The 24986-nt window shown below is 43.9% G+C and carries 24 protein-coding genes; 5 read left to right on the forward strand and 19 right to left on the reverse strand.

Annotation, left to right across the window (positions count from 1 at the left end; translation table 11 throughout):
- Window positions 1-87 precede the first annotated feature (87 nt).
- From FE785_RS07495 to FE785_RS07535, 9 genes are all read right to left on the reverse strand, one after another.
- Window positions 88-810 (reverse strand): flagellar basal body L-ring protein FlgH, encoded by a 723-nt coding sequence (locus tag FE785_RS07495; RefSeq protein WP_138565160.1) that lies wholly within the window; start codon window positions 808-810, stop codon window positions 88-90.
- Window positions 811-900: 90 nt separating this feature from the next.
- On the reverse strand, window positions 901-1692 hold the full coding sequence (gene flgG, locus FE785_RS07500; protein WP_138565161.1) for a flagellar basal-body rod protein FlgG: 792 nt from the start codon (window positions 1690-1692) through the stop codon (window positions 901-903).
- Window positions 1693-1703: 11 nt separating this feature from the next.
- Window positions 1704-2447 carry a flagellar basal body rod protein FlgF gene (locus FE785_RS07505; protein WP_138565162.1) on the reverse strand — a complete coding sequence of 248 codons (744 nt, stop codon included), beginning with the start codon at window positions 2445-2447 and terminating at the stop codon, window positions 1704-1706.
- A gap of 314 nt (window positions 2448-2761) precedes the next feature.
- Window positions 2762-4408 carry a flagellar hook protein FlgE gene (locus FE785_RS07510; RefSeq protein WP_138565163.1) on the reverse strand — a complete coding sequence of 549 codons (1647 nt, stop codon included), beginning with the start codon at window positions 4406-4408 and terminating at the stop codon, window positions 2762-2764.
- A gap of 74 nt (window positions 4409-4482) precedes the next feature.
- A complete protein-coding gene (locus FE785_RS07515) occupies window positions 4483-5175 on the reverse strand; it encodes a flagellar hook assembly protein FlgD (RefSeq protein WP_138565164.1) in 693 nt (230 codons plus the stop codon).
- A 10-nt stretch (window positions 5176-5185) separates the two neighbouring features.
- Window positions 5186-5596: a flagellar basal body rod protein FlgC gene (flgC, locus tag FE785_RS07520; RefSeq protein WP_138565165.1), complete on the reverse strand. Its 411-nt coding sequence runs from the start codon at window positions 5594-5596 to the stop codon at window positions 5186-5188.
- A gap of 42 nt (window positions 5597-5638) precedes the next feature.
- Window positions 5639-6037: a flagellar basal body rod protein FlgB gene (gene flgB, locus FE785_RS07525; RefSeq protein ID WP_138565166.1), complete on the reverse strand. Its 399-nt coding sequence runs from the start codon at window positions 6035-6037 to the stop codon at window positions 5639-5641.
- A 326-nt stretch (window positions 6038-6363) separates the two neighbouring features.
- Window positions 6364-7695, reverse strand: a complete 1332-nt coding sequence (locus tag FE785_RS07530) for a hypothetical protein (RefSeq protein WP_168188934.1) — start codon at window positions 7693-7695, stop codon at window positions 6364-6366.
- Window positions 7696-7699: 4 nt separating this feature from the next.
- Window positions 7700-8671 carry a chemotaxis protein gene (locus FE785_RS07535; RefSeq protein WP_138565168.1) on the reverse strand — a complete coding sequence of 324 codons (972 nt, stop codon included), beginning with the start codon at window positions 8669-8671 and terminating at the stop codon, window positions 7700-7702.
- A gap of 143 nt (window positions 8672-8814) precedes the next feature.
- Here FE785_RS07535 and flgA point away from each other — a divergent pair, with 143 nt between their 5' ends.
- The 4 genes from flgA (at window position 8815) to FE785_RS07555 (ending at window position 11249) form a co-directional block, all read left to right on the forward strand.
- Window positions 8815-9543 (forward strand): flagellar basal body P-ring formation chaperone FlgA, encoded by a 729-nt coding sequence (gene flgA / locus FE785_RS07540; RefSeq protein WP_138565169.1) that lies wholly within the window; start codon window positions 8815-8817, stop codon window positions 9541-9543.
- A 121-nt stretch (window positions 9544-9664) separates the two neighbouring features.
- On the forward strand, window positions 9665-9970 hold the full coding sequence (gene flgM / locus FE785_RS07545) for a flagellar biosynthesis anti-sigma factor FlgM (RefSeq protein WP_138565170.1): 306 nt from the start codon (window positions 9665-9667) through the stop codon (window positions 9968-9970).
- Window positions 9971-9978: 8 nt separating this feature from the next.
- Window positions 9979-10470: a flagella synthesis protein FlgN gene (locus tag FE785_RS07550; protein ID WP_138565171.1), complete on the forward strand. Its 492-nt coding sequence runs from the start codon at window positions 9979-9981 to the stop codon at window positions 10468-10470.
- 206 nt (window positions 10471-10676) lie between these two features.
- A complete protein-coding gene (locus tag FE785_RS07555) occupies window positions 10677-11249 on the forward strand; it encodes a PilZ domain-containing protein (RefSeq protein WP_138565172.1) in 573 nt (190 codons plus the stop codon).
- 107 nt (window positions 11250-11356) lie between these two features.
- Here FE785_RS07555 and FE785_RS07560 read toward each other — a convergent pair whose 3' ends face one another.
- The 8 genes from FE785_RS07560 to fnr all read right to left on the reverse strand — a co-directional run bounded on the left by FE785_RS07560 (window position 11357) and on the right by fnr (window position 19821).
- Window positions 11357-11638, reverse strand: a complete 282-nt coding sequence (locus FE785_RS07560) for a hypothetical protein (RefSeq protein WP_138565173.1) — start codon at window positions 11636-11638, stop codon at window positions 11357-11359.
- 52 nt (window positions 11639-11690) lie between these two features.
- Complete coding sequence (locus tag FE785_RS07565; RefSeq protein ID WP_138565174.1) at window positions 11691-12278, reverse strand: LPP20 family lipoprotein; 588 nt, start codon at window positions 12276-12278, stop codon at window positions 11691-11693.
- 67 nt (window positions 12279-12345) lie between these two features.
- On the reverse strand, window positions 12346-12606 hold the full coding sequence (locus FE785_RS07570; RefSeq protein ID WP_138565175.1) for a hypothetical protein: 261 nt from the start codon (window positions 12604-12606) through the stop codon (window positions 12346-12348).
- Between the two features lie 30 nt (window positions 12607-12636).
- A complete protein-coding gene (locus FE785_RS07575; RefSeq protein WP_138565176.1) occupies window positions 12637-13818 on the reverse strand; it encodes a prolipoprotein diacylglyceryl transferase in 1182 nt (393 codons plus the stop codon).
- A 58-nt stretch (window positions 13819-13876) separates the two neighbouring features.
- Complete coding sequence (locus tag FE785_RS07580) at window positions 13877-15352, reverse strand: penicillin-binding protein activator (protein WP_138565177.1); 1476 nt, start codon at window positions 15350-15352, stop codon at window positions 13877-13879.
- A gap of 55 nt (window positions 15353-15407) precedes the next feature.
- The gene (pepN, locus tag FE785_RS07585; protein ID WP_138565178.1) at window positions 15408-18044 is read right to left on the reverse strand and encodes an aminopeptidase N; all 2637 of its coding nucleotides are present in this window, start codon (window positions 18042-18044) and stop codon (window positions 15408-15410) included.
- Window positions 18045-18213: 169 nt separating this feature from the next.
- Complete coding sequence (gene pal, locus FE785_RS07590; protein ID WP_138565179.1) at window positions 18214-18750, reverse strand: peptidoglycan-associated lipoprotein Pal; 537 nt, start codon at window positions 18748-18750, stop codon at window positions 18214-18216.
- A gap of 327 nt (window positions 18751-19077) precedes the next feature.
- Window positions 19078-19821: a fumarate/nitrate reduction transcriptional regulator Fnr gene (fnr, locus tag FE785_RS07595; RefSeq protein WP_138565180.1), complete on the reverse strand. Its 744-nt coding sequence runs from the start codon at window positions 19819-19821 to the stop codon at window positions 19078-19080.
- A gap of 556 nt (window positions 19822-20377) precedes the next feature.
- On the opposite strand from fnr, the gene FE785_RS07600 reads away from it, so the two are divergent.
- On the forward strand, window positions 20378-21568 hold the full coding sequence (locus FE785_RS07600) for a PfkB family carbohydrate kinase (protein ID WP_138565181.1): 1191 nt from the start codon (window positions 20378-20380) through the stop codon (window positions 21566-21568).
- A gap of 80 nt (window positions 21569-21648) precedes the next feature.
- Here the strand turns inward: FE785_RS07600 and rlmB are convergent, their stop codons facing one another.
- Both rlmB and rnr read right to left on the reverse strand, forming a co-directional pair.
- A complete protein-coding gene (rlmB, locus tag FE785_RS07605; protein WP_138565182.1) occupies window positions 21649-22380 on the reverse strand; it encodes a 23S rRNA (guanosine(2251)-2'-O)-methyltransferase RlmB in 732 nt (243 codons plus the stop codon).
- A gap of 8 nt (window positions 22381-22388) precedes the next feature.
- Complete coding sequence (gene rnr / locus FE785_RS07610) at window positions 22389-24674, reverse strand: ribonuclease R (protein ID WP_168188935.1); 2286 nt, start codon at window positions 24672-24674, stop codon at window positions 22389-22391.
- Window positions 24675-24986: the final 312 nt, after the last annotated feature.

Below are 24986 nucleotides of genomic sequence, written 5' to 3' on the forward strand. Positions count from 1 at the left end.
ATAAATGACGGACTTTTCATCAACTTGGCTATTTTATCCAAGTCTTAGAAATAAGCCAAGCAAATCAATAATATGTATCAAACACTATTACAGCGGCCAATACTTTGACAACCACTCGGTCCCGAATCCGGCACGAGCCGTATCACCGGCAATCCCTACATCTTTATAAACGAGACGCACATCCGCCACCTTAGAAGAAGCAATGGTATTATCCGGCTGAATATCTTCCGGACGAATAATGCCGGCAAACTGCACCACCTCATCACCATCATGAATGGTGATCCACTTCTCACCACGGATAACGAGATTACCATTAGGAATGACTTCGACTACTGTTACCGCAATCGCACCGCTCAAGCTGGAGTTCTGCTTAACATCACTCTTACCGGAGAAAGAGCCTTCCGAACCATAACCAAATCCGAGCCCACTCACCGGAGCGGTAACCGCCTTAACCGCATCACCAACAATATTATTCGGCGTATTTACCGAAAACGGAGTGGTAATACCGTAATCCTGACTATTGGATTTATCATATTTGGCTTCATCTTTTTTATTGGCCGACATATTCTCACTCAACTGAATGGTGATAATGTCGCCAACGCGGTGTGCTCTCACATCATTAAAAAGATTCATCGCTCCGGGTTGATACAAAGAGCCATTATTTGGCTGCTCAGTTTGTGGGATATTTAATGGATAATTCGGCGCATAACTAATATGCTGCAAGCGCTCGGGAGTTGACGAACACCCGGCTAAACCGGCGATACCAGCTAAAACAGCTAGACTGCTCAATGTTTTTATTATTTTTTTCATCTCGATTCCCCTGTTTCCAGCTTTTCACTTAAGATGAAAAGCGGCACTCAAGTCTTATATTCAACGGGTCTAAATCAGCACAGCGTTAAATTAAGTATTGTTATTCAGGTACTGCATCATACCGTCAGCGGCGGAGATGGCTTTTGAATTCATCTCATAAGTACGCTGTGCCTCAATCATACCGATGAGTTCTTCTACCGTATTCACGTTAGACGCTTCCAAAGCCCCCTGCTGAATGGCTCCGGCTTCGGCGGTTTGCGGATTATTGATATTCGGCACACCGCTGGCAGTGGTTTCGGCAAAGAAGTTATGGCCAAGGTTTTCCAAACCGGCCGGGTTAATAAAGCTAGCCAATTCAATCTGCCCTACCTGGTTTTGTTCAATAACACCGGGCTGAGATACCGATACCACACCATCACGTGAAATAGACACTTCTGTAGCATCCTGAGGAATATTAATATTCGGCTCTAATAAATAACCCGATGAAGTCACCACATCCCCGTTCTGGTTAACTTGAAAGGAACCATCACGGGTATACATCAAGTTACCGTCCTGATCTAGAACCTGGAAAAAACCTTTACCTTCAACCGCCAAGTCGAGTTGATTATCGGTAATCATCAGATTCCCTTGAGTATGAATTTTTTGCACACCAATCGCTTTAACACCGGTACCCAGTTGCAAACCTGAAGGCAAGGTATTAACTTCATCCTGCGACGCTTGAGCCCCCGGCTGGCGGACATTCTGATACAACAAATCATCAAACTCTGCACGCCCGGTCTTATAACCGTAAGTATTGGCGTTGGCCAAGTTATTGGAGATAGCGGCTAAACGAAACTGTTGAGCCTCTAAACCGGTTTTTGCTACATATAAAGCTCTATTCATCAGTCACTCCTTTAACGAATTGACAACAGTGAGTCAGATTTTTGTGCATGACTTTTGGTCGTTGCCATCATTTTGATCTGTAACTCATACTTACGGGATAATTCAATCATGTTCACCAAAGCTTCGGCGGTATTGACATTGCTGCTTTCCAAAGCACCGCTAACCACGACAACATTTTCCTGCAATGCTTCTGGTGCACCTTCTTTAAGGCGTGCATAACCATCCAAACCTTTTTCCAGGTCACCAGCCGCAGGCTTGGCCAACCGCAATCTATCGAGAATGACCAATTGGTTACTTGGTGAATCGGCCGGCACAATCGAAATGGTGCCATCATCGCCAATCGTAATCGACTTGGTTGGTGGAATATTAATTGGCGTACCCGATTCATTTAAAACCGGGTTACCTTTGACGTCGACTAGATCACCGTTTTCCAGGACCTGCATACTGGCTGTGCGCACAAAAGCTTCACTGCCATCAGGCGCTTGAATGCCGATATAGCCGTCTTCTTTAGTCACCACATCCAATTCACGACCCGTCACCTTAATGGCACCTGCACTGAAGTCTGTCGCCGGACGTTCATCCATTGAATAGGCACGAGACTCCCAGCCCGGGCCTTCAACATGCTGAGCACGAAACACGTTAAAGTCTTTTTTAAACCCATCCGTGTTTGCATTCGCCAAGTTGTTTGCATTGTTGGCCTGAGAGAGCATTACCTCTTTCGCGCCACTCATTGCAATATAGAGCATCCGATCCATTGTCTGACTCCAACGTAATTATTTAACTGGTCGTAAATTGGGGTGATCGCAAAATGCTCAACACCCCGTTTTTTATTTTGAACCCTATTATTAATTTGGGTCTACGCCCGATTAGGTTCCCTTGTGTGCCAGTATTTTGACAATACTTGCTTTTCAATAGTTAACTAGCATAGTGCGTGCCAAAAAATAAAATCTTTTGTTCTAAAGTATTTAGAAAGCAGTCGATAAGCTTATATAGAGAGGTGTAGATAGAAAAAAGCCGGCAAGATAATGCCGGCAAGACCAGAAAAAAATCGTTAAATAATTTAACTAAATTATAAATTTAGAATTGTCTGCGTCAGAGTCTGAGAGGTTGAGATTACCTGAGCCGATGCCTGATAAGTTCTCTGGGTCTGAATCATATTGACCAGCTCACCAGCAACATCGACATTGGAATATTCAAGTGAACCCGCTTGAATCGTACCAAACCCGTTATTCTGTGGTGTACCCAATTGAACAGTACCAGAAGTGAAGTTTTCCGCATACATTTGCCCACCTAACTTCTCCATACCATTTTTATCTGAGAAGTTGGCCAGACCAAGCTGAGCGACCGGGATAGAACGTCCATTTGAATAACGCGCCTCGATCACCCCGTCCAAACCGGTTGTTAAACCAACCAAGTCACCGATTTTGAAACCGTTCTGAGTCACACCACGAAGGTTGTTAGAACCTGAGAACTGAGTCATATCATCAAACGATAAATCGATTTCAAAATTACCGGCTGTTGCTGTCTCACCACCTAATGGATCTGTCGCACCGGTTAAAGGAGTATCAATAACAAAGTGTAACTTCGGCTGGTTAGCTGTCTTAGTCCAGTTCAAGTTTGACGCCGCAAGCGCAGTATCAACATCGGAACCGGCTACCCCAACGATACCCGCACCGTTATTGGTAATATCATAGTTACCCGCACCATCATCAGGCTGATAAACACCCATTAACTCACCACTGGTGTTAAAACGCATTTCATACACTTGCCCTGAGGCTCCAGCACCAGTCGCAGCATAATTTGGAATGGTTCCATCAGGCAAAGACACATGCCCACTATTTTCCCACTGCCCCGTATCATCGTTGTAATCCTGCATCGTGTACTGCACCAGCCATGAAGTATATTTCACTTGGGTACCAGCCGCTGCTGGAACAACACCGTTAGCATCGGTATTCGAAATAGCATTCCCCGCGCCATCATCAGCAGGAACAACATCACGCTTATAGAAGTTAATCGTCAAACGGTGCTCTCCACCTAAAGAGTCATACACATCTTTGGTTGTGGAGAAATCAGGAAAACCTGTATAGGCACCACTCGCGCCATCAGGCTGGAATAATTTATCCAGGTTAGTCGTCGAACCAATGGAGTCATCTGTTGCAGCGACACCGGTGTTGGTACCTTGTGGATCGACGTTAAACGGTAGCTCACCATTTAAGTTGATATCAAATGTCATCTCATCCGTAGCACGCGGCTCACGGTTCAATGCATCCAAATCAATGGAACTCAATGTCGTATCAAAGACCGGGTTTGCTTCCGTAGACAAGGTTTCATTCAAACGGTATCCCTGAACTCGGTTACCCTCTTGCGAGGTCAAATAACCATCTTTATCGAGTTTAAAAGAACCGTTACGAGTATAAACATTATCATAACGGCCGGTTTTGTCTTCTAGAATAAAGAAGCCTTCGCCATCGACCGCCATATCCAGCTCTCGACCGGTACCGTTAATCGTCCCTTGACCGAAGTCTTGAGTGATTGCAGCAACACGCACCCCACTACCAGGTGAATTTTGCGCACCTGAAAACAGGTCTGCAAACTCAGCACGAGAACCCTTAAAACCAACAGATTGCGCGTTTGCCAAGTTATTGGAAATAACGCCTAAACCGTTAGACGCTGCGTTAATACCACTAAGGGCATTTAAGTCATATGATCCACCCATAATGTGTCTCCTTGTGTTGCCCCGTTTCCGGGTTATATATAACTTTAATTTTTTTAAAATATTCTATTGATTGATTAACCGCTGATTTCTCGAACCGCATCCATACCCAGTTTTTCACCGGTTGCCAAACCTAATGTCATAGAACCATCGGCATTGATCGATACATTATTGACTCGAGAACCGACAATCGTGTCTATCCCGACCAGCTCGCCATTTTCATCCGTCCCGTAAGCGGTCAATGAATAGACTCCTGAAGCTCTGGAGACATCCGACTCATCTAAACCATTCCACGCTACCAAAGCTTCTCCAGGATTCAAGTCGTCCATAAAAATCTCTTGCACAGGCCCACTGTCATCAGTAATCACAATAGTGACATCGCTCAATGGCTGTTCAACATTCAACTTAAAGTTGGACTCCTGATCTTGAGTATGGGAAAAGTCTTCACCATTAACCTGGACATTTTTACCAATCAGAGAAGCCGCCTGTGAAGTTTGCATATTCTGGAAACTGGTCGTAAGCGCTACAATTGAACTATTCATTTGTGTTGTCGCTTCCAACTGACTCATTTGTGTCAAATCGGTAACAAAGCTGGTGGGATCCATCGGCTTCGACGGATCTTGGTTTTGCAACTGAGTGGTCAGCAATCTTAAAAAATCCGCCTGCCCCATCTGATTCTTCGGAGCACCGCTTTTAGGGTTTACCGCCTGCTGCATGGCTTCCACATAGCTGGCGCCGTTATTATTGACATCAGGAACTGTAATTGGCATAACTTACTCCTTACTTCCCTAGCTGGATGGTACGCATCAATATCTGCTTGGAAGTGTTCATTACTTCGATATTGGTCTCATAGGATCTTGAGGCCGACATCATATTCGCCATCTCTTCGACCACATTGACATTAGGTCGATAGATATAGCCCTTATCATCCGCTAGAGGATGGCCTGGGTTATATTCCATTTTTGCAGGCTTCTGATCTTCAACAATCTCTTTGACGCGCACACCCCCGGTAGGTTCCTGCAGATTACCTTCCAAAATCGTTTGAAAAACCGGCTGTTTGGAACGGTAAATTTCATCTTTATTAGAGCTGATCGAATCCACGTTAGCCATATTCGAAGCCACGGTATTCAAACGGACTGTTTGCGCATGCAACCCGGTTGCGGAAATATCCAGAATTCTAAACATTGACATGATTTAGACCTCTCATTTTCAGTGTATTACGACCAACCAGGATTATTCACCGCGCAAAGCGCCACGAATACCAGTGATACGGCTATTTAAAAATTCCAATGTTGCTTGGTGCTGCATGGCGTTTTCCATAAATTGAGATTTCTCAATATGGGTTTCTACCGTGTTACCATCAAGGGAAGGCTGTGTCGGCTGACGATACATGACATATTGCGATGTAGACATAAAGCCTTCAGATTGAATGTGACGGGAATTTGTCACTTTCATCTGAGAATCAAACGGCGATTGCTCACCGGCGGCATCCTGCATCGCTTTACGGAAATCCAAATCTTGCGCTTTGAAATTAGGCGTATCGGCATTTGCCAAATTATTGGCTAAAAGGTTGGCACGCTCATTACGTACTCTTAATGCCTGCTCATGTATGCCAAAAATTGATTCTGCCATAACTGTTCCCTTTTCTGGTGTTTGATTATTGAGTGTTTCTTTGACACTATTTCTATTTCTAACCAGGTATTAGCAACAGCAATGCCAAAAATTAGTTTTTTTGTTTTTTTTATTAAAGTTTAGCAAAAACGGGCGTTATCGGCCGCAATCGCAAAAACTTTAGCCTTTAACTGGCAAAAAGGCGGAAAAAATTGCCATCCGCAAAACCACTCAATTTTTCACTTTAAATAACAGCAGCTTACACACCCAAAAGCAAAACATTGAGACATAAAAAAACCCGCGAAAGCGGGCTTATCAAGGTTTTCTCAGACTCTTCTAACAATCAATTACCAAGCTTTGACAATATCACCGACTTGTACGACTCCTTTTTTTGCCGTCAATTCTGCTACGGCAAATCTTGACATCACTCGAGTGATTTTCAAAAATGCACCGGGCTGAGTATCCAAACCAAGGTCGGCACCGCCAAACCTGACCGGCCTGCCCGTTTTATGATAAACCGCCAAGTCATCACCGGCTTTAGCACCTGAATCGCCGGACAGTAAAATAATATATTGATCATCGCGAACATCAATCACCTCTGATTGAAACGGCTTACAATGCAGATAATCCATCGCATCATTGACTTCCTTATCAAGCAACGCATGGAAAACCTTTCCGGTATTGGTGGCAAAAAAAGCATTCGAACCGAAAGGTCGATCGCGCCCTACCCAAACATCACCCTTGACATCAAACCCACCACGACTCTGATAAACCAGTTCATTATTGAGAAGGTCGACAACATACCAGTCAGCTTCGACGTAACGACTGTCAGCCGGCACTTCTAGATTATAGTAACGCTTGATATGGGTTTTAATCCCGCGATCTTCAACATGAGAAGACATAGAACGCAAAACGGTCAACAGTACATATTGCGCAGCGGTCTGCTCTCTAACATTTCTCAAGACCTCGGGATTAATATTTGGGGTGACCTGACGATTAGGCTGAATATCGATCGAAGTCTGCAGCTTAACCAAATTTTGGTAACCTTCATTACGCAAACGACGCTCTAGCTCCAACTGATAACCACTCAATAGATTAGCAATATCGTTCGCTTGCGCCGCATGCTCAAACACCACCGGCGCAATTGCCAAACGGGTTTGATATTGATTGCCCATCAAATTGGTACAGACACCGCGCTCTTCGGTTAGACAGGCTTCAACGGTGACCTCATAATTCAAAGGTCCTTTTTTAGCTTGACCGTACAGGTCTTCTGCGTCTTCAAAACCTTCTTCAAGCACCGAAAAACTCTTCACTTTACTGTGCGAGGTGAAGCGCGTGCTATTTAATGTTAATTGATAATTTTCGACTGACTGGTCACTTTTAATGGAGACATTGTTTTTCAGACTGGCTTGCTCGAGCGCATCACGAATTGCCATTTTACGGGCAAAGGACTGATCAACATCCTTGGTAGGCGCGCTGCCTTTGACGACAACACAACTTTCCACTTGCGCCTTATTTGTCGGTACAGGATTAGGCGCTGGCGCATTATTCTGCAATGCTACCACCTGTTGTTCCTGTGGACAATTCGCCTCATCGCAAAACAGATCTTGCCAAGCCGCCTGCGCAGCAAAACCATAAAAAACAGCACACAAACCAATTGTCTGAATCAGTCTCATCATTGAGTTAGGCCTGTTTTTGTCTTTGCGCATTGACTTCTTCAATACGTTTAACGATGACCGTTGCCAATTCATCGGAATGCCATTTGGACAAGAATACATTGGCGCCAACCTTATTGGTCAGCGTCTCATTGAATCCACCGCTCAAAGACGAGTTAAGCACCACATAAAGATCTCTTAGACGCTCGTCCTTGCGAATACTTGAGGTTAAGGTATAACCGTCCATTTCAGGCATCTCGATATCGGAAATCACCATTAAAATTCGATCCGAAACAGCCGGTGCTATGCCTTTATCGGCATCGTCCGCCCACTTTCTGAGAAAATCCAACGCCAACTTACCGTTATTAACGATTTTATTGGCAATCCCCATGCGATCAAGAATGCTCTTCAGCTGCGAACGGGCAACCGTCGAGTCATCGGCACCCAAGACAAAGAAATCATGGTCTTTGGTTTTAGCGATGTGTTTGCTAATGAACTCGTCCGACATGTCATCATCTAGCCCGGAAACTTCAGCCAACACTTTTTCCACATCGACAATCTGTACAATCTGTTCTTGCGCGCGAGTGATCCCGGTCAAATAATTAACGTTCTGCAACGAATCCGGTGGTGGCAGAATATCTTCCCAACGCAGGTGAACAATGCGATCGACATCTTCCACCAAAAAGCCCTGAACCGAACTATTGAACTCGGTCACAATGGTAAGACTGTCACCATAATTTTCCGGTTGAATCGGTTGCAGATCAAGCGCTTTGGCAAGATCGATCATCGGCATGGTCTGACCACGAATATCGGCCACCCCAACAATACGCGAATCGGACTTAGGCACGCCTGAAATTTTAGGTGTACGAATTACTTCACGCACCTTAAATACGTTAATTCCAAACAGCTGCTTACCTTTAATAGTGAACAGCAACAACTCCATTCGGTTCATACCTGCCAAGGAGGTGCGTTGATCAACGCCTTTTAAGAAGCTAGACATTTTTGAGCCACCTTACTTAAGTTGAATAAACATTACACTGCCATCTTTTGCCGAATGTCCAATTATGGATTTATTATGACACCGGACTGGACCGCTTTATCTATGAATAACCATCATGTTAAACTGAGCCAATGAAAAAAACTATGCGTTTATTTATCTTTAGCTCCATTTTGACATTATTCAGCGGTCAAATTCTGGCTAATCAACACCCTGCTGCCAATGCTGATTCCAAACAGCCTCAGGAGCCGTATCAATCTATCGAAGCAATACATCAGAGTGTTCTGCAACACGTAAAGCAGAAACTAGGCCAAAAATTATTTGAGCCCAGCATAGATATCCGCAGACTGTCTCCTGAACTGAAACTCAGAAACTGCCAAAGTGACCTGCAGATTCAGGATAACAACCTGGATGATTATGCCGGGCGCATGACCATTAGCGTGCATTGCTTAGAGCCGAAATGGCGAGTATTTGTACCGGTGAATGTTGATGGCAAACTGCCGGTGGTAAAAACCACTAAAGGAATTATCAAAAAGGCCGTTATACAAGCCGACGAAATTACTATTGATTACATTCCCTATCGCCAAGTGCCGAATGGCGCCATGATCGATATAGAAAAAGCGGTTGGCATGCGCGCCAAACGATCGATTGGCGCCAATGACATTCTTAAAATACGCGACTTACAACCCCCTTACTGGGTATTCAAGGGGCATGGTGTCAATATTGTGACACGTATTTCAGGGATTGAAGTAAGAACACGTGGTACGGCTCTAAAAAACGCTGTGGAAGGCCAGCAGGTTGACGTTGAAAACAATAGTTCTAAAAAAATCGTCAAAGGCATAGTAATTGCTCCAAGTACCGTGCTAGTACCTTGAATGCAAAAAGTTATTTAAATTTTAAAATTAATACTAAAGCTTTCTCGCTACTGCCGATACAAATAGTGTAAACACTAGAATTAGTGATAGAATACCTATAACTCCATGTGAGGCTGGAAAAATGGATATTAAAAATCTAACCAATAATATCGGTGCAAATCGTGCAAACGACAGTTTGAAGTCACCGACTAAGGAAGGCGGTTCTCAAGCCAGTGGCACCCAAACCGGTGCAACCGATCGAGTAACCCTAACAGATGTTTTATCTCAGGTGCGTGAATTAGAATCACGTTCTAAAGAGGTTAGCGTTGATAACAGCGAACGCATCGCGCAAATCAAAGCCGCCATCAATAATGGCAGCTACAATGTGGATGCGGAAAAAATCGCGCAAAAGCTAATCCAAACCGAAGCACTCTTTAGCAAGGTTTAATTTTTCTTATGAGCGAAGCAGATAACACGCGTTTTGACAAAGACTTATTCGCCTCACACATCGATAAGTTAAAAACCTTTTTATCTGCATTCAGTGACACACTATCCACTGAATCGCAAGCAATCCGCAATGCCGACACCGCAGGTATTGAAAAAATCGTGGCTGAAAAACAGAGCCTTTCTGTCGAAATAGAACAACTTTCAGCGGCAATCGAAGCTCTATTAGAACCCCTTCAGGCGAATATCTTCAGCTTTACAGAACACCCTGCCTTTGAAGAACTTAGCGATAAAGATCAACAGCTACTGATCGAAACCCTACAATGGGTTCAACAGTGTCATGATCAAAACCTGGCCAATGGCATGGCAATCCAAACCTTAAGCAATATTAATCGTCACGCCTTGGACATCCTTAGCGGTAAAACCGAAAAAGACGTTAAGCTATACAGTGCGAGCGGTGAAAAGACCTCGAGCAAACCTAGAAAATCTTTAGGCAAAGCCTAAGCCCTACCCTTCTTCAAAATGATTAAGCCAACTCGATTAAATTTGGCGTAATTACTGCTTATTTAAGCTATAGAATTTTACCTTGAGCCATTGTCATTTAAAGAGTAAACATCGACATCAAGCCGGAATTTTTCTGCTTTTAGCGATAAAAAACGTCTAAAATGAACTGACTCGAACAATCAACCTTAAGCAAAAGAGAATAATCTATGCGCCAAGATAAACGCTCATTCTATCGTATTGACGTGGTTATGCCTTGCAGCTACAGAATAGTATCTGATGAAGAAGCAGAAGCGAACCCTTTACCGAGTTCTCCGGATTCAAAATTCATCGAAGAATACTTCATGAAAAATCTGAACGAGCTGGATGAGCAAATCAATGAAGTCATCTCCCAGATCAATCAAAAGAGCTCTTTATTGGCAAGCGCTTTGACCGCGATGAATAGCAAGATTAACTTTCTTATGCAAACCATCGACGAAACACAACTGACTCGAGCAATTCCACAACGTTTAGTCAACTTAAGCGGTGGCGGCTTGGCAATAGATATTGAAGATGAAGTCACGCTAACTGACAAGGTCGACCTGCTGATCAAGCCACTGGCTAATGAGTCGCCTATTCTACTGCGTTGCGATATTGTCAATATCAAACCGCTTACCGATGCAGAGGGCAGCACCATCGCTTTATCGTTCAACAATATCGATGAGGAAAGTCGTCGCAAACTGGTCTTCTTTATCCAAACCAAAGAGATTGAGTTTGCTCAAAAGCATCGCAATATCTCTTAAGCATGACAAAGCGCCAGAAGTTTCAAAGGCCAATAAAAAAGCCGCTATTGATTTTCAATAGCGGCTTTTTTATTTTGAGTAAGTTTTGAGTAAAGCCATCTTCTGCCTTAAGGAAAAGCGTAACGCTTATCCGTTTTGGGCTTTTGCTCTTTTTTCTGCTCTTCAAGCATCGCATTGAGCCTTTTCTCTAAAGCTTGCACCTTAGACAGACTCTTATCGGCTTTCGCCTCACTCTGCTTTTGCGAAGAATACGCTTCTTTGATCTTTTTATCCTGTTTGTAAACCTTGCTTTCCAGCACTCTAACACGCGAACTGATACTGGCAGCTTCAGCCACCCCCTGCAGAACAAATAAAGATACAAAACCTGTTATAAACAGTTTTTTCAACATAGTCGAGCCTCCATCAACACGAGACTATCTCCCAGGTAATATTGCCTACCAATTAATAACTGCTTACTTTATAAACCGAATCAGGGTCATTGGCGATATTTTGCGTACCCGTGTAGATAAACGCTTCTTCAAAGAATTTTTTATCGACATAGACTTCTAATACTGTCTCATAGTTATTGTCGGCCATAGGTGTAACACTAACCACTCTGGCACCACGCACCACTGCGTTTACACGAGCTCGGAAGCTATCGTTTTTAGCCGTCAGAGTGGCAACCGATGTATTACTGTCGATACGGATACCATATAGTTGCTCAGCCAAGGCACGGTAAGCATCAAGCTTAGCTGAACGAATGGCCATTAATCGGCGCTGCCCAGGCGTATAAGCGGCAAAAGTACTTTCAGCACCATAACCGATACCGGTAATCTTCATTAATTCAGGTGCTTTCTTCTCTTCCGTTGCCGCTTCGGTTTTAGCTTCTTCAGGTTGATGAAGGGTCTGATAAATCACCTGATGCACCGCATCCGCTTGTGGCTGACCGGCTTCATTAGCTGGCTTGTCACAACATGGTTTAGTTTGTATACAACCACTTAAAACCAAGGCACTCGCCAAAGTTGTCATTAGAAATGTTGTTTTTTTCATGGTTTTACTCCACTCTTTACTCAAAACTTATACTCGATAATGATTAATTAATAAACCTTGTCTGATTTTATTTAAGACAACGATTACTCTCTGATTCACAATCTAAATGCTCGATCTCATAAACCCTGCCAAGCTCATAATCGTCCTGAATCGGCCGGGTCGAATAATAGCTTGGCTTCTGCATCGTATTGGGGCGGTCTTTTATACCCATAAACTGGGTGGTTTCGTTATAAACAACCTCGACACCATGCACAAACTGTCTTTCGGTACAGCCGCTTAACAACATCAGCAAACTGAATAAGAACACGCTCTTTAGCCGGTAATCCATAAACACCCCGCAAAACACTTTAATCCGTCGCTATGGATAAGAATCCAGCACAGACTGATCATAGAAGCCACCATCCGGTGCACTATATTGATAGTTGTTGTTCTGCTGCTGCGACTTAAGCTTGGCTGCTTCTTCCGCTTTTTCTTTCTGCTCTACCAACACCTGCTTTTCAACAATCCTCACACTATGCATAATCGAAGCATATTGCGACTGCATCTTTTTAATTCGCTTATTCACTTCATTCAGACTACGCTGCGCTCTAATCAACTTAGAATTCATTAAAGCCATCTTCTTGGTCACTTCGGGATCGACTGCCATTGTCATATTCGGTTGCACAGCAACAGGAGCAACTTTTGCCACCTCGGCAGTTTTTGCAGCCTGCTCATTCATGGTCTTATCAGCAACCGGCAACTCAATCACTTCAGCAGGTTTGCTACTTTGCGCCAAACTGGTTAGATCTTCATTCAACTGGGTAATCTGGAAATTGATTGCATCCAGTTTTTTCTCAACCTCTTGAACTGTTTTACGGCTATCTCCAATCAAAGCGTTATTGCGTTCAGAGTTCACTTGAATCGCCTCAATTAAGGTTTTGGTCTCTTCATCCATTCCGGCTGCCGAGGCCGACAAAGCGCTCCAGATTCCAATCCCGATTCCGGTCAGTGCCAACACCAACAAAACCGAACCAAAAATAACGATTAACTTTTTGATTGAGTCCATATCATCCGCCGATATATTTGAATTTTGAGCCGCCTGTGCAGAGGCGCGCTTTGCTAAAAAGTCATCTGTATTATCTACAGCTGTTTTCGTTTGAGGGCTACTCTCATTACCTTGTGCAGCCAAATTATTCTGAGCCGTTGCATTATTGGCCTGAACCGCCGTATTTAAGGGGGGCGCCTCATCTTCTACCTGGGGTTCTGAAACCGCTACCACTTCTGATTCAGAATCGCTCAACTCAGGAACGACATCTGCCACGCCTTCTTCTACTTCGGGCACATCATTAAGCGTATCAAGCAATTCCTCGGAATCCGCCATATCGACTTCCGCATCGCCAATATCGAGTTCGTCCAGACTTTCCAATTCCACAGCGCTATCCACCGTGTCCTCGGCATCAGCACCGCCCAAATCGTCTGCCGCCTCTAACTCTGCTTCATCCAGCAAAGCATCAATGCTCTCCAAATCATTCGGATCAAATTTTTCGTCCGCTTCCGCCACCTAAGTATTCCTTAACCTTCTGAACCCCGCTATGAACGGTCCCAGATATTTATCAAGCTTAACGTGATAACGCTGATAATCTCTGTATTGAGGCTTGGTCAGCCCAATACACCATCGGCAATAAATGAAACTGTCCCTGAGCATTTCGCACATAACTGCCAAACTCGGTATTAACAAGGCTGTCCACCGAACTTGAGAGATCAGACTTTTTGACAATTTCTGTCGCCACCCTTCCCAAAGCATAAAACAGGCCAATTTTTAACTCCTGTTCGCTATGCTGTTGTTTAAGCACTCGGTTTTCCGCTAAATAGAAAGGCAATATCGCTAAGGTTTGTGACATGGCGTCCAAATTATTCAGCAGATAATTCAGGTTAGGCATCTGACTCGGATACCAGACATGGGTGTACATTGCTGGTATCGGTAGATAATTCAGATAAGGCGATACCTGAATGGCTTGGTGTTGATCGACAAAAGAGACCACCAGGTCAATGTCCCGACGAGCACGTTTTTCAAAACTCAGATGACGATTCAAGCTATGCTCGACCCACAAAGCCCTGTCTTTCGAAGCTTGCATGTCAAAGGCTTTATCCAGCGTCCGCCCCACATTGCCGTCAATGGTATGGCTTTCCAGATAGAAAGGCCTATTTAGGTCTTTCCAAGCCTGTGCGAAACTGTTTTTCAGCAATTGTGCCTGATCGGACTTATCGCTGATCACCATCACATGCTGGTAAGCGTTGTCATTAATGATCTGAAACAGCTGCTCCAAACCAACCAGTTTTGACGGTGCCAACGCGAATTCTTTACTGCCTAACCTTAACACCTCATTAAAATAAAACGTCGTGACACCGGTATCTAATAACTGCCAGTTTGCCACCATTTCTTTTTGCAAAGGACCAAAAATAAAGGACGGTTCATAATATTTAAGCGTATTCCAAATATCATAGACCGAATCATAAAGCTCACTATCGATTGACACCAACTTGCCAGTAAAACCGGCCTCTGTCAGCCCTTCTTGAATCGCTCTTTGTAAAGGTTCTCCTGCACTGGCATAAGCCCCGGATAAAGGTAGCACAATAGCCACCACCGCATTGCGATCATGCAAAGGCAGACTTGGCGTGTCGCTGACACCAAAAAAAGACAGGATTTTGTCGAGCGGTGACTGTTCAGGCTTAAAGTGTTTGAGTTGCTCGACCCGAGGGGCAAATTCCGGCAGGATGGGCTGTTTTTCCAGAATCGAAAGGTAGTGCTTTAACTGCGGCCACTCGCCGCGTCTTTTTGCCATTTCAGCACGCAGAATCAAAATCTCTTGATCAAGACGATTAACATGCTGGGGGCTACGATGGATTTGCCCCGCTTGTGCCAACTGCATCGGCTGCGCAAGATCAGCAAAAACCTGAGCCTTGACCGGAATGGCCATGAATACTATAGCCGAGAATATGCCGATAACAGATAACCAGGCTACAAAAGAACGATGCGCAACTTCTAATTGAGCACGTCTGGGTAAATTTTCACCTGTTACAACTCTGTTATTCACGACATACCCGGTTAGTTATCTGACTTGAGCAAAAGCCGAAATTCAACAAACCACCCTAAACTCTCAGTGATTTACTGGCGATTTCATAAACATCTTTAGAAAGCGACTCTTGTGCCAAGATCATTTCTAAAGCCTGCTTCATCATTTGTTGTCTTTGCCCATCATAGCGCTGCCAATGGGTAAAAGGTCCAACCATACGAGCCGCCACCTGAGGGTTAAGCGCATCCAATTTAATGACTTGCTCGGCGAGAAATTGATACCCTTTGCCATCCGCACGATGCAGTCCCAACAGGTTCAAGCGTCCAAACACCCCCAAAACACTTCGCACCCTATTCGGGTTGGTGTAGACGAAATCTTTGTGTTCAACCAGCTGTTTAACATGCTCCAAAGCGTGGATATGATGGGAAGCCGCCTGCAATGCAAACCATTTGTCCAATACCAAAGTGTCGTCTTGCCATTTGTCATAAAAATCACCCAGCGCACGTTTTCGTGCTGCTGTATCGGTATGACTCAGACACTGCAGCGAAGCCAGAGCATCAGTCATATTATCCGCATGATCGAATTGCGCTTCAGCCAGCTCGATATAGTCATCCAGCTGGGTGAGATATTGCAGGCATACGGTTTTTAATTTTCTCTGCGCGATATCGTCTTTATGGTATCGGTATTCTGTCGACTGATTAAGCTCGCTGTAGAGCTTTAACCATTGCTCGATATTCTGTTGCGCAAGCTGCTGCTGCAAAAATTTTCGCGCATGATAAATCGCATCCGGATTGATCACCTCATACTGCTCGCCTATATAGGTTAAATCAGGCAGGCTCAAGGCCAGTGCTTTGAGCGCCTTATCCATTTTTTCATCCTTCACCAACGCTGAAAAAGCATTGGTGAACGCTTCTGATACCATCCAGTTGGTTTTCTCGGCATAACTATCGACTAAACGCTTGATTTCTCGTAACGCCAAGGTCTGAATAGATTCCCAACAGACAAAACTGTCTGTATCGCATTGCGCCAATAAGGCCAATTCTTGATTGGATTGATCAAACTCGACAATGACCGGTGCGGAAAAACCTCTGAATAGCGAGACCAATGGCTGAGCAGAGACCTCGGTGAATGTCAGGCTCTGCTGCGGTTTATTAAACTCAAACAATCCTTCATGATTTTGGTCGGCATAAAGCTTTAATTGCGGATCCTTGCTTTTTAATACCAACGCCTGTCCTGAATGGTCAAATAAAGCCAAGCGCACCGGGATCAATAACGGTTTGAAATCTTCATTGCCGGTGTTTAGTCGTTGACGGAAATTAAGCGTCAAGGTTTGCTCGGAAGCATTGTAGTGCGATTCAACCGAAACAACCGGAGTGCCTGACTGTATATACCAGTTATGCATCTGCGACAGATCAACATGATTGGCATCGGCCATCGCATTACGGAAATCCTGTACCGTCACCGCATCGCCGTCATGGCGTTGAAAATAAAGATCCATTCCCTGTCTGAAGCCTTGCTCACCCAATAAGGTGTGATACAGCCTGACCACCTCGGCACCTTTTTCATAGACGGTCATGGTATAGAAGTTATTCATCTCAATATAGGACTGCGGCTGTATCGGATGAGACATAGGGCCGGCATCTTCCGGGAATTGGTTATTGCGTAACGCCTTTACATCTTCAATACGCTTCACCGCTGGGGACAACATATCTGCGGTAAATTCTTGATCACGAAATACCGTCAGACCTTCTTTTAAGGTTAATTGAAACCAATCACGGCAAGTGACGCGGTTACCGGTCCAGTTATGGAAATACTCATGGGCAATGACCGCTTCGATACCTTCATAGTCAACATCGGTTGCGGTATCCGGTTTGGCGAGAACAAACTTGGAGTTAAAGACATTCAAACCTTTATTTTCCATCGCCCCCATGTTGAAATCATCCACTGCGACAATCATATAGATATCCAAGTCATAAACTAGGCCAAAGCGTTGTTCATCCCATTGCATGGACCTTATCAACGATTGCATCGCATGTTCGCATTTATCGATATTTTTTGGTTCTACATAGATTCTTAAATCGATTTCTCGGCCATCGGCGGCAATAAAACGGTCCTGGTGACAAGCCAAATCACCGGCAACCAGGGCAAACAAGTAACACGGTTTTTTGAACGGGTCTTGCCAAACGGCAAAATGTCTATTGCCGTCCAAATCACCCGAGTCGATTAAATTTCCATTGGAAAGCAAGACCGCATTGGCAGATTTATCTGCGATGATTTTGGTGGTAAACAAGCTCAGGCAATCTGGGCGATCAAAGAAATAAGTGATTTTTCTAAAGCCTTCGGCCTCACACTGGGTGCAATAATTGCCACTACTGCGATACAAACCTTCCAAAGCAGTATTATCTTGCGGTGAAATCCGCGTACGAATCAATAAGACAAACTCTTTTTTCCCCGCCGTAGGCACGCTCATTCCCGCTTCGCTCACCTCACAAGAGGCGGTGATATCCTCACCATCGAGTTCCACCGATAACAACTCTAGCTGCTCGCCATCAAGCCAAAGCTGTGTTGCCGCTTGCAACGCCCGCATCTGCATTTTATTACTTACTAAAGTGGCTGTCGGTTGCAGCTCAAACGTTAGAAAAACGTCATCAATCGCAAAGCTTAAAGGCTGATAATCGGATAAAAAATGTTCTACTGGGGATTGCGTCGTCATGCTCTTCTCTATGAAATCTTGAATATAAAACTCATCACAAAACAGTCTATAAACTTTAAACCGCTTTGTGATAAAAATAAAAAAAGCCTTGCCATCTAAGATGGAAAGGCTTTTGAGAATATAGCTTTATTTGCCTAAAAGTTCAATTTCAAGCAAACCTCCAACAGGATTAATAGCTAAATTCAGCGCGACGGTTTTTAGACCATGCCTCTTCATTATGACCATCAGCTACAGGACTGTCTTCACCGAAGCTGATCACTTCGATACGGCTTGGGCTGACACCCTCAGCAATCAAAGCATTTTTAACCGCATTCGCACGACGCTCACCTAAGGCAAGGTTGTACTCACGTGTACCACGCTCATCACAGTGACCTTTGATGGTGACTTTTGCAGACGTCTCAAGAGCCATGAAATCCGCATTGGCTTTAATGATGTCATAGAACTCAGAACGAATCTCTGAACGGTCAAAGTCGAAATAAACCACTTTACCGGCAATTTTCGCTTTTAACTCAGCTTTCTTAGCCGCCAATTCTTCAGCAGCTTTCGCTTCAGCTGCTGCTTTAGCCGCTTCGATATCCGCATCCACTTGCTCAGTCGCTTGTGCTTTATTATCCACTTCATCAGTTTTTGGCGTTGAACTACAACCAACTAGAGCAAAACCTAGAAAGCCAACTAGAAAAAGTTGTGAAAGACTTTTTACAGACATTTTGATTCCTCACTTAAAATTAAAAATTACCAATCATTAAAAACTAATATAACCTATTCTACAGCAGAAATCTAAGGGGTTTGGGCGTTTTATTTGAAAAAGTATGACGGAACATTAAAGGCAAAAGTAACTACCAATAGAGGGCACGAGAAAATGCAATTCTGCAACAAAAAAACCCGACTAGAGTCGGGTAAGCGGGCTACATTATGAAAAACGCAATCTAAACAACGTTTCCACACTTTTATTAGACCATAGCCCTGCTTTTAGAAAGTTGATTGAAATCAACAAATAGATTTACCCTTACAAATTAGAGGGTTTTTGATTATCTTATGCGAACTCCTGACAAACTTCCGCTTCTGAAAAGCCTGCCAGCTGCTTTAATTTAGCCTCATCAAAAATCATCACCTGTTTCTTTTTCCAGCTGACGATATTATCGGCATTTAATTTGGATAAAATACGTGACACGGTCTCCGGGGTTAACCCCAAATAGACCGCGACATCTCTATGCAGGATATTAAGACGAAATTCCTCATAAAAGTAACCACGCTGTTTGAAACGGTCAGCCATATGCCAAATGAAGTGTGCGACACGCTGATCGGCATTGCGCTTAATCAATAGCTCAGAATGCAAACGATTAAACTGCAGCTTCTTACTCATGACCGCGATGATTTGCTGATTAAGGCTCGGGATCTGTTGCGATAAATCACTTAATTTGTCATAGGGCAGATTACACACCGAAGTACTGTCCAATGCCTGCATATTGAACTGATAACTTTCATCCAATAAACCATCAAAACCCACCACATCACCGGGTAGATAAAAACCGTGGATAATTTCTTCACCACTGTCGGAATAGGCATACATTTTCAGAACACCTGAACGTACCGCAAATATAGAAGTGAATTTTTCGCCAGCATGATAGAGGTGCTGGCCTTTTTTTATTGGCGATTTTCTTTCGACAATATTATCTAACAGATCAATGTCCGTTTTCATTAAACCCGTCGGAAAACAGACTTTTTGCAAACCGCAACTTAAGCAACTGGCATTGAAGGTAGATTTATGTGTTGTCATAGTGAGCCAAAAAAAGATGATTTTATTATTAATGTTTTCGATTGTATCGTGTTATTTTTTTTTGTCATCCATTGCGATGATTTTTATCAAAAAAAAAACCATTGGTATGATCAAAACAGCCTCTTTTACTGATTGGTAAAAAAACTTACCAACCCTCCATCTTCCTTAGTGCTTATTTTTTAAGCAATCTAACAATTTGCACCGGTTTTAAAGAACTTAAGCCACTTTTAATATTTTTTTACACAAAGTTATCCACAGCTTTTGTGGAAAAGAAATCGGTTACCTCAAGTTCAAATATTACCCTCATAAGTAATACATATATACCTTATATTTCATAAATTTAAACCATAGTGTTAATTTTTAATTTAAATATAAAAAATTAAGTTATCGAATAGGATTGTCAAGATTTTTTTATTTTTATTCACTTAAAATCGCTGCGGACAAGAGCCAACAGGTTTTTACCAACTATGTTAAAATTACAGCCTTTGATTATATTAATTTTTTAAATATATCATCATCATAAACACTAATTACCCTCATTTTTTTGGAGCCCTAAATGGCAAAAATTTTAGGTATCGGTAACGCCGTTCTGGACACAATCCTAACCGTTGAGCATCATCCTGAAGCCAATGAAGAGATGCGCGCATTAGATAAACATACCGCGACAGGCGGAAATGTAAATAATTCACTGTATGTACTCAATCAACTTGGTCATGAAACTTCGATCTGCACAACTTTCGCTGCCGACGCTGAAGCCAAGCAATTACAGACAGATTTACATAAACGCGGCATTTCCACTGAGCATACTCAAACCTTTATCAAAGGTCGCACACCAAGCTCCTATATCACGCTCAACGTTCAAAATGGCGACCGGACTATCGTTCACTATCGAGACCTACCGGAAGTCAGTTTTGATTTTTTTGCCAAAATCGAAATCGAAGACTATGACTGGTTGCATTTTGAGGGTAGAAATTTGACTCATCTACCGGGCATGCTCAATATCAGTAAAACGTTTTTAACCCATCAACCGATCTCACTGGAAGTAGAAAAACCGCGTGATGGCATTGAAGCGCTGTTTGCTCAGGCTAACCTTATTATTTTCTCTCACCACTACGCCAAAGCGAAAGGCTTTGATAATGGCGCCGACTTATTGGCCAGTCTAAACCTCGCACAAACCAATCTGGTCTGTACTTGGGGAGAGCAAGGAGTCTGGTATCAACAGGCTGGTGGTAGTACAGAACACCTTGCTGCTGTGAAAGTGAGTACAGTGATAGATACGCTTGGCGCCGGTGACACCTTTAACGCGGGGCTTATCCATGCATTACTGGAAAAACAACCTCTTGCTGATGCGGTGCGCTATGCCAATGAACTGGCGGCAAAGAAAATTCAACAACCGGGATTGGATAACCTGCTTGCCGAAAACCAAAACAAACCACTAATCAATATTAAACAACTTACCAATACTCGCACCACGGTTATCGATGATCAAAACGGTCGCTCACTGGTATTGATCAAATATGAAGAAGGGGTACGCTGCTATATCAATAACTGTCCGCATCAAGATGTGCCGCTAAACGAAGCCTATAAAATAGATGTGAACCCATTTGAAAAAACACTGAAATGTTCGGTACATGATGCCTTTTTCAACATTGATGACGGCGTTTGCATCGATGGTCCGTGTTGGGATGAAGCACTGCAAAGCGTTGCGGTGAAAATTGATGAGCAAGGTGATATCTACCTAGCCTAGGATAAGTCAGAAGCGCAAAATAAAAAACCTGGCAACGTCAGGTTTTTTATTTTAAAGAGTCCGTGAATTCAGCTCTATACCTATCGGTTACGCTGACGATAGGCCTCATAAACGGCAATACCGGTTGCCACCGAAACATTAAGGCTTTCCACCACGCCAACCATTGGAATCGCCGCAAGATGATCACAAGCCTCTTTGGTTAAACGGCGAAGCCCACTGCCTTCGGTTCCCATCACGATACCGATAGATCCGGTTAAATCGTGATCATAGATTGTCTGGTCGGTTTCACCCGCCAAACCGATCATCCACATACCCGCCTTTTGCATATCTTTAATGGTACGCACCAAGTTAGAGACAACAATCAGCTTCACATTATCGGCGGCACCTGATGCCACCTTACGTACCGTTGCATTCATGCCTACCGAGTTGTGCTTGGGAATAATCACCGCGTCGGCACCTACCGCATCGGCAGTACGCAGGATAGCACCAAGGTTATGTGGATCTTGGACTTCATCCAAAAAGATAAACAGGGGGTTAGCAGCCTGTTCAACAATTTTGTTCAGGTCGCTTTCTGTCAGATCCGCTTGCTTGGCAACATTCGCCATCACCCCCTGGTGATTGCCGTCAATCGAATTAAAAGCCGACTTGGCAACCTGCTGAACATTCAAGCCTAAAGAACGCGCTTGATCGAACAACGATTGCTGACGCTTATTCAAATGCCCTTTTAAAAAGCTGATGCTATAAACAGACTGCGGCGACTGTTTAATAAACTTTTCCACCGCATGCAGGCCGTAAATTACCTCTTGTTTCATCGCAACCTCTATTTATCGGTTTTAGAACGCGAGCGTTTCTTTTTGCGGTAATTACGTTTCTTTTTCGGTTTTTCGGCTTGCTGCTCGGCAACAGACTCTTCACCGGCAAACTCTTCCGATGAATCGCTCAAACTTTCGATAAAACGTAAGTCGACCTTGCGATCATCGAGGTTCACCTGAGCGACTTGGACCTTAATACGATCTCCTAGACGATAAACCTTTCCAGTACGCTCACCTTTCAGACAATGGCGCGCGTTATCGTAATGGAAGTAGTCTTCACCCAACTCGGTGATATGCACAAGACCTTCAACAAACAACGGCTGCAGTTCGACAAACAGACCAAAGTTGGTTGCTGCAGAAACCACTGCTTCATATTCACCACCAATGTGGTGTGATAGATATTCACATTTCAAGAAGGTAACGGCATCACGTGTCGCTTCATCGGCACGACGCTCTGTATCTGAACAGTGCTGGCCGAACTCAACCATCTGGCTGTCATTATAAGTAAAGGTTTCCGCACCGTCTTTAGTCCATGCATGACGAATCGCACGATGAATCAATAAATCAGGATAACGACGGATTGGCGATGTGAAGTGAGCATAATGCTCATAGTTCAAACCGAAGTGACCTTTGTTCTCAGGTTGGTAAACCGCCTGATTCATACTTCTTAACAACACCGTTTGCACAAGATGCTCGTATGGCTGACCTTCGATCTTCTCTGCGACTGCCGCGTAATCGTGCGCTGTCGGCTCATCCCCTCCCTCAAGTGTCAGACTGAAATCCGCCAAGAAAGTACGTAAGTTTTTCAGACGCTCTTCCATCGGCTTTTCATGGACACGATATAGCATCGGCATTTTGTGCCACTTCAGATAACGGGCTGTCGCCACGTTAGCCATCAACATACACTCTTCGATAATCTTATGGGCATCATTACGGACAACCGGCACAATCTCTTCGATCTTACGTTCAGCATCAAACACAATACGTGTTTCAGTGGTATCGAATTCCAAAGCGCCCCGTTCTTCACGCGCTTTTTGCAATACCTTATACAGGCTATAAAGCTCTTCCAGATGAGGAACCTGCTGCTTGAACTCTTTACGGTATTGCGAATCCTTATTGGTCAGAATATCGAATACCTGATTATAGGTCAGACGCGCCTTAGAGTTCATTACCGCTTGATAGAACTGGCTCTTTTCCAACTTACCGTCTTCACTGATATAAAGGTCGGCAACCATACACAGTCGGTCAACCTTAGGGTTCAATGAACAAAGTCCATCAGACAATTTTGACGGCAGCATCGGCACAACACGCTGCGGGAAATATACCGAGTTACCGCGGTTATAAGCTTCCTTGTCGAGCTCGGTTCCCGGCTTAACATAATGAGAAACATCGGCAATCGCGACCACTAGACGCCAACCGTTTTTACGACGTTTGGCAAAAACCGCATCATCGAAGTCTTTGGTGTCTGCGCCATCGATGGTCACCAACTGCATAGAACGCAAATCTTTACGTCCTTCCATATCGGCTTCGGTGACTTCATCACCGATCTGATCCAACTCGGTCTGAAGTTCGTCAGACCAGCTATTTGGAATGCCGAATGCATGAATCGCCGAATCGATCTCCATACCTGGAGCCATATAGTCACCGACAACCTCGATGATTTTACCGATCGGGCCCGAACGAGCGGATGGCTGGTGAATGATCTCGACCAACACAATCTGCTCTTCTTTGGCTCCCATCAGGCCATCTTGCGGGATAAAAACATCCTGGGTAATACGGTTATTATTGGGACGTACCCAAGCCAGACCGTCTTCAAAATTCAAACGCCCCAGCACCTGTTGAGTACAGTGCTCGCTTATCTCGATAATTACGCCTTCCTGACGACCACGACGATCTTCCCCCACTACCGAGGCAATAACGCGATCACCATGCAAAACCTTATGCATCTCTTTTTCAGATAAGAATAGGTCTTTGCCGTCCGAATCAGGAACCAAAAAACCGTAGCCGTCAGGATGCCCTAAAACGCGACCTTTAATCAGGTCCATTTTCTTTAACAAACCAAAGGCACCACGGCGGTTACGAATTAATTGACCATCGCGCACCATGGCTTTTAAACGGCGTGACAGAGCTTCAAAGCGCTCTTCATCATCTTCGGAAACATCCAATAACTGTGCGACTTGAAATTGACGTAGAGGTTTTTGAGCTTCTTCAAGCTGTTCCAGAATGAACTCACGACTAGGAATGGGGTTGTCGTACTTATCCGCCTCACGGGCTGCATGTGGGTCTGAACCCATAGAATTTTCTTTATTCACAATACCAACTAAAGATTCTGTACAAAGCGGACTGGCGAACATTTAGATTCCACCTGTTTGACCATTCCGATTTGTTATTAAAAATTGACGCTATTATAGCAAAACGTTAGTTAACAGATTACTAACCACTGTCGTAATTATTTAAATTACCTAATATTTTCCAAGTTTACGACAGCTTCACGGCATCACACTTAATCGATATAGATCAATCCCCTCAATCATGAGCTTAATAATTTTGTGCCGCAAAAATTCCATGCGCACCTTATCCAGCTTACTATGCGAACTCCAACTTTA

Source organism: Thiomicrorhabdus sediminis (assembly GCF_005885815.1).
Lineage (GTDB): Bacteria > Pseudomonadota > Gammaproteobacteria > Thiomicrospirales > Thiomicrospiraceae > Thiomicrorhabdus > Thiomicrorhabdus sediminis.

Coding starts and splice junctions, on each gene's coding strand:
- FE785_RS07550 (WP_138565171.1), top strand. CDS start 9,979: ATGAGCGAAGCAGATAACACGCGTTTTGACAAAGACTTATTCGCCTCA.
- FE785_RS07515 (WP_138565164.1), bottom strand. CDS start 5,175: ATGCCAATTACAGTTCCTGATGTCAATAATAACGGCGCCAGCTATGTG.
- flgA (WP_138565169.1), top strand. CDS start 8,815: ATGCGTTTATTTATCTTTAGCTCCATTTTGACATTATTCAGCGGTCAA.
- FE785_RS07505 (WP_138565162.1), bottom strand. CDS start 2,447: ATGGATCGGATGCTCTATATTGCAATGAGTGGCGCGAAAGAGGTAATG.
- FE785_RS07570 (WP_138565175.1), bottom strand. CDS start 12,606: ATGGATTACCGGCTAAAGAGCGTGTTCTTATTCAGTTTGCTGATGTTG.
- FE785_RS07495 (WP_138565160.1), bottom strand. CDS start 810: ATGAAAAAAATAATAAAAACATTGAGCAGTCTAGCTGTTTTAGCTGGT.
- FE785_RS07565 (WP_138565174.1), bottom strand. CDS start 12,278: ATGAAAAAAACAACATTTCTAATGACAACTTTGGCGAGTGCCTTGGTT.
- rlmB (WP_138565182.1), bottom strand. CDS start 22,380: ATGAAACAAGAGGTAATTTACGGCCTGCATGCGGTGGAAAAGTTTATT.
- FE785_RS07555 (WP_138565172.1), top strand. CDS start 10,677: ATGCGCCAAGATAAACGCTCATTCTATCGTATTGACGTGGTTATGCCT.
- rnr (WP_168188935.1), bottom strand. CDS start 24,674: ATGGGTTCAGACCCACATGCAGCCCGTGAGGCGGATAAGTACGACAAC.
- pal (WP_138565179.1), bottom strand. CDS start 18,750: ATGTCTGTAAAAAGTCTTTCACAACTTTTTCTAGTTGGCTTTCTAGGT.
- FE785_RS07535 (WP_138565168.1), bottom strand. CDS start 8,671: ATGTCTAGCTTCTTAAAAGGCGTTGATCAACGCACCTCCTTGGCAGGT.
- fnr (WP_138565180.1), bottom strand. CDS start 19,821: ATGACAACACATAAATCTACCTTCAATGCCAGTTGCTTAAGTTGCGGT.
- flgC (WP_138565165.1), bottom strand. CDS start 5,596: ATGTCAATGTTTAGAATTCTGGATATTTCCGCAACCGGGTTGCATGCG.
- flgG (WP_138565161.1), bottom strand. CDS start 1,692: ATGAATAGAGCTTTATATGTAGCAAAAACCGGTTTAGAGGCTCAACAG.
- pepN (WP_138565178.1), bottom strand. CDS start 18,044: ATGACGACGCAATCCCCAGTAGAACATTTTTTATCCGATTATCAGCCT.
- FE785_RS07510 (WP_138565163.1), bottom strand. CDS start 4,408: ATGGGTGGATCATATGACTTAAATGCCCTTAGTGGTATTAACGCAGCG.
- flgB (WP_138565166.1), bottom strand. CDS start 6,037: ATGGCAGAATCAATTTTTGGCATACATGAGCAGGCATTAAGAGTACGT.
- FE785_RS07530 (WP_168188934.1), bottom strand. CDS start 7,695: ATGATGAGACTGATTCAGACAATTGGTTTGTGTGCTGTTTTTTATGGT.
- FE785_RS07600 (WP_138565181.1), top strand. CDS start 20,378: ATGGCAAAAATTTTAGGTATCGGTAACGCCGTTCTGGACACAATCCTA.
- flgM (WP_138565170.1), top strand. CDS start 9,665: ATGGATATTAAAAATCTAACCAATAATATCGGTGCAAATCGTGCAAAC.
- FE785_RS07560 (WP_138565173.1), bottom strand. CDS start 11,638: ATGTTGAAAAAACTGTTTATAACAGGTTTTGTATCTTTATTTGTTCTG.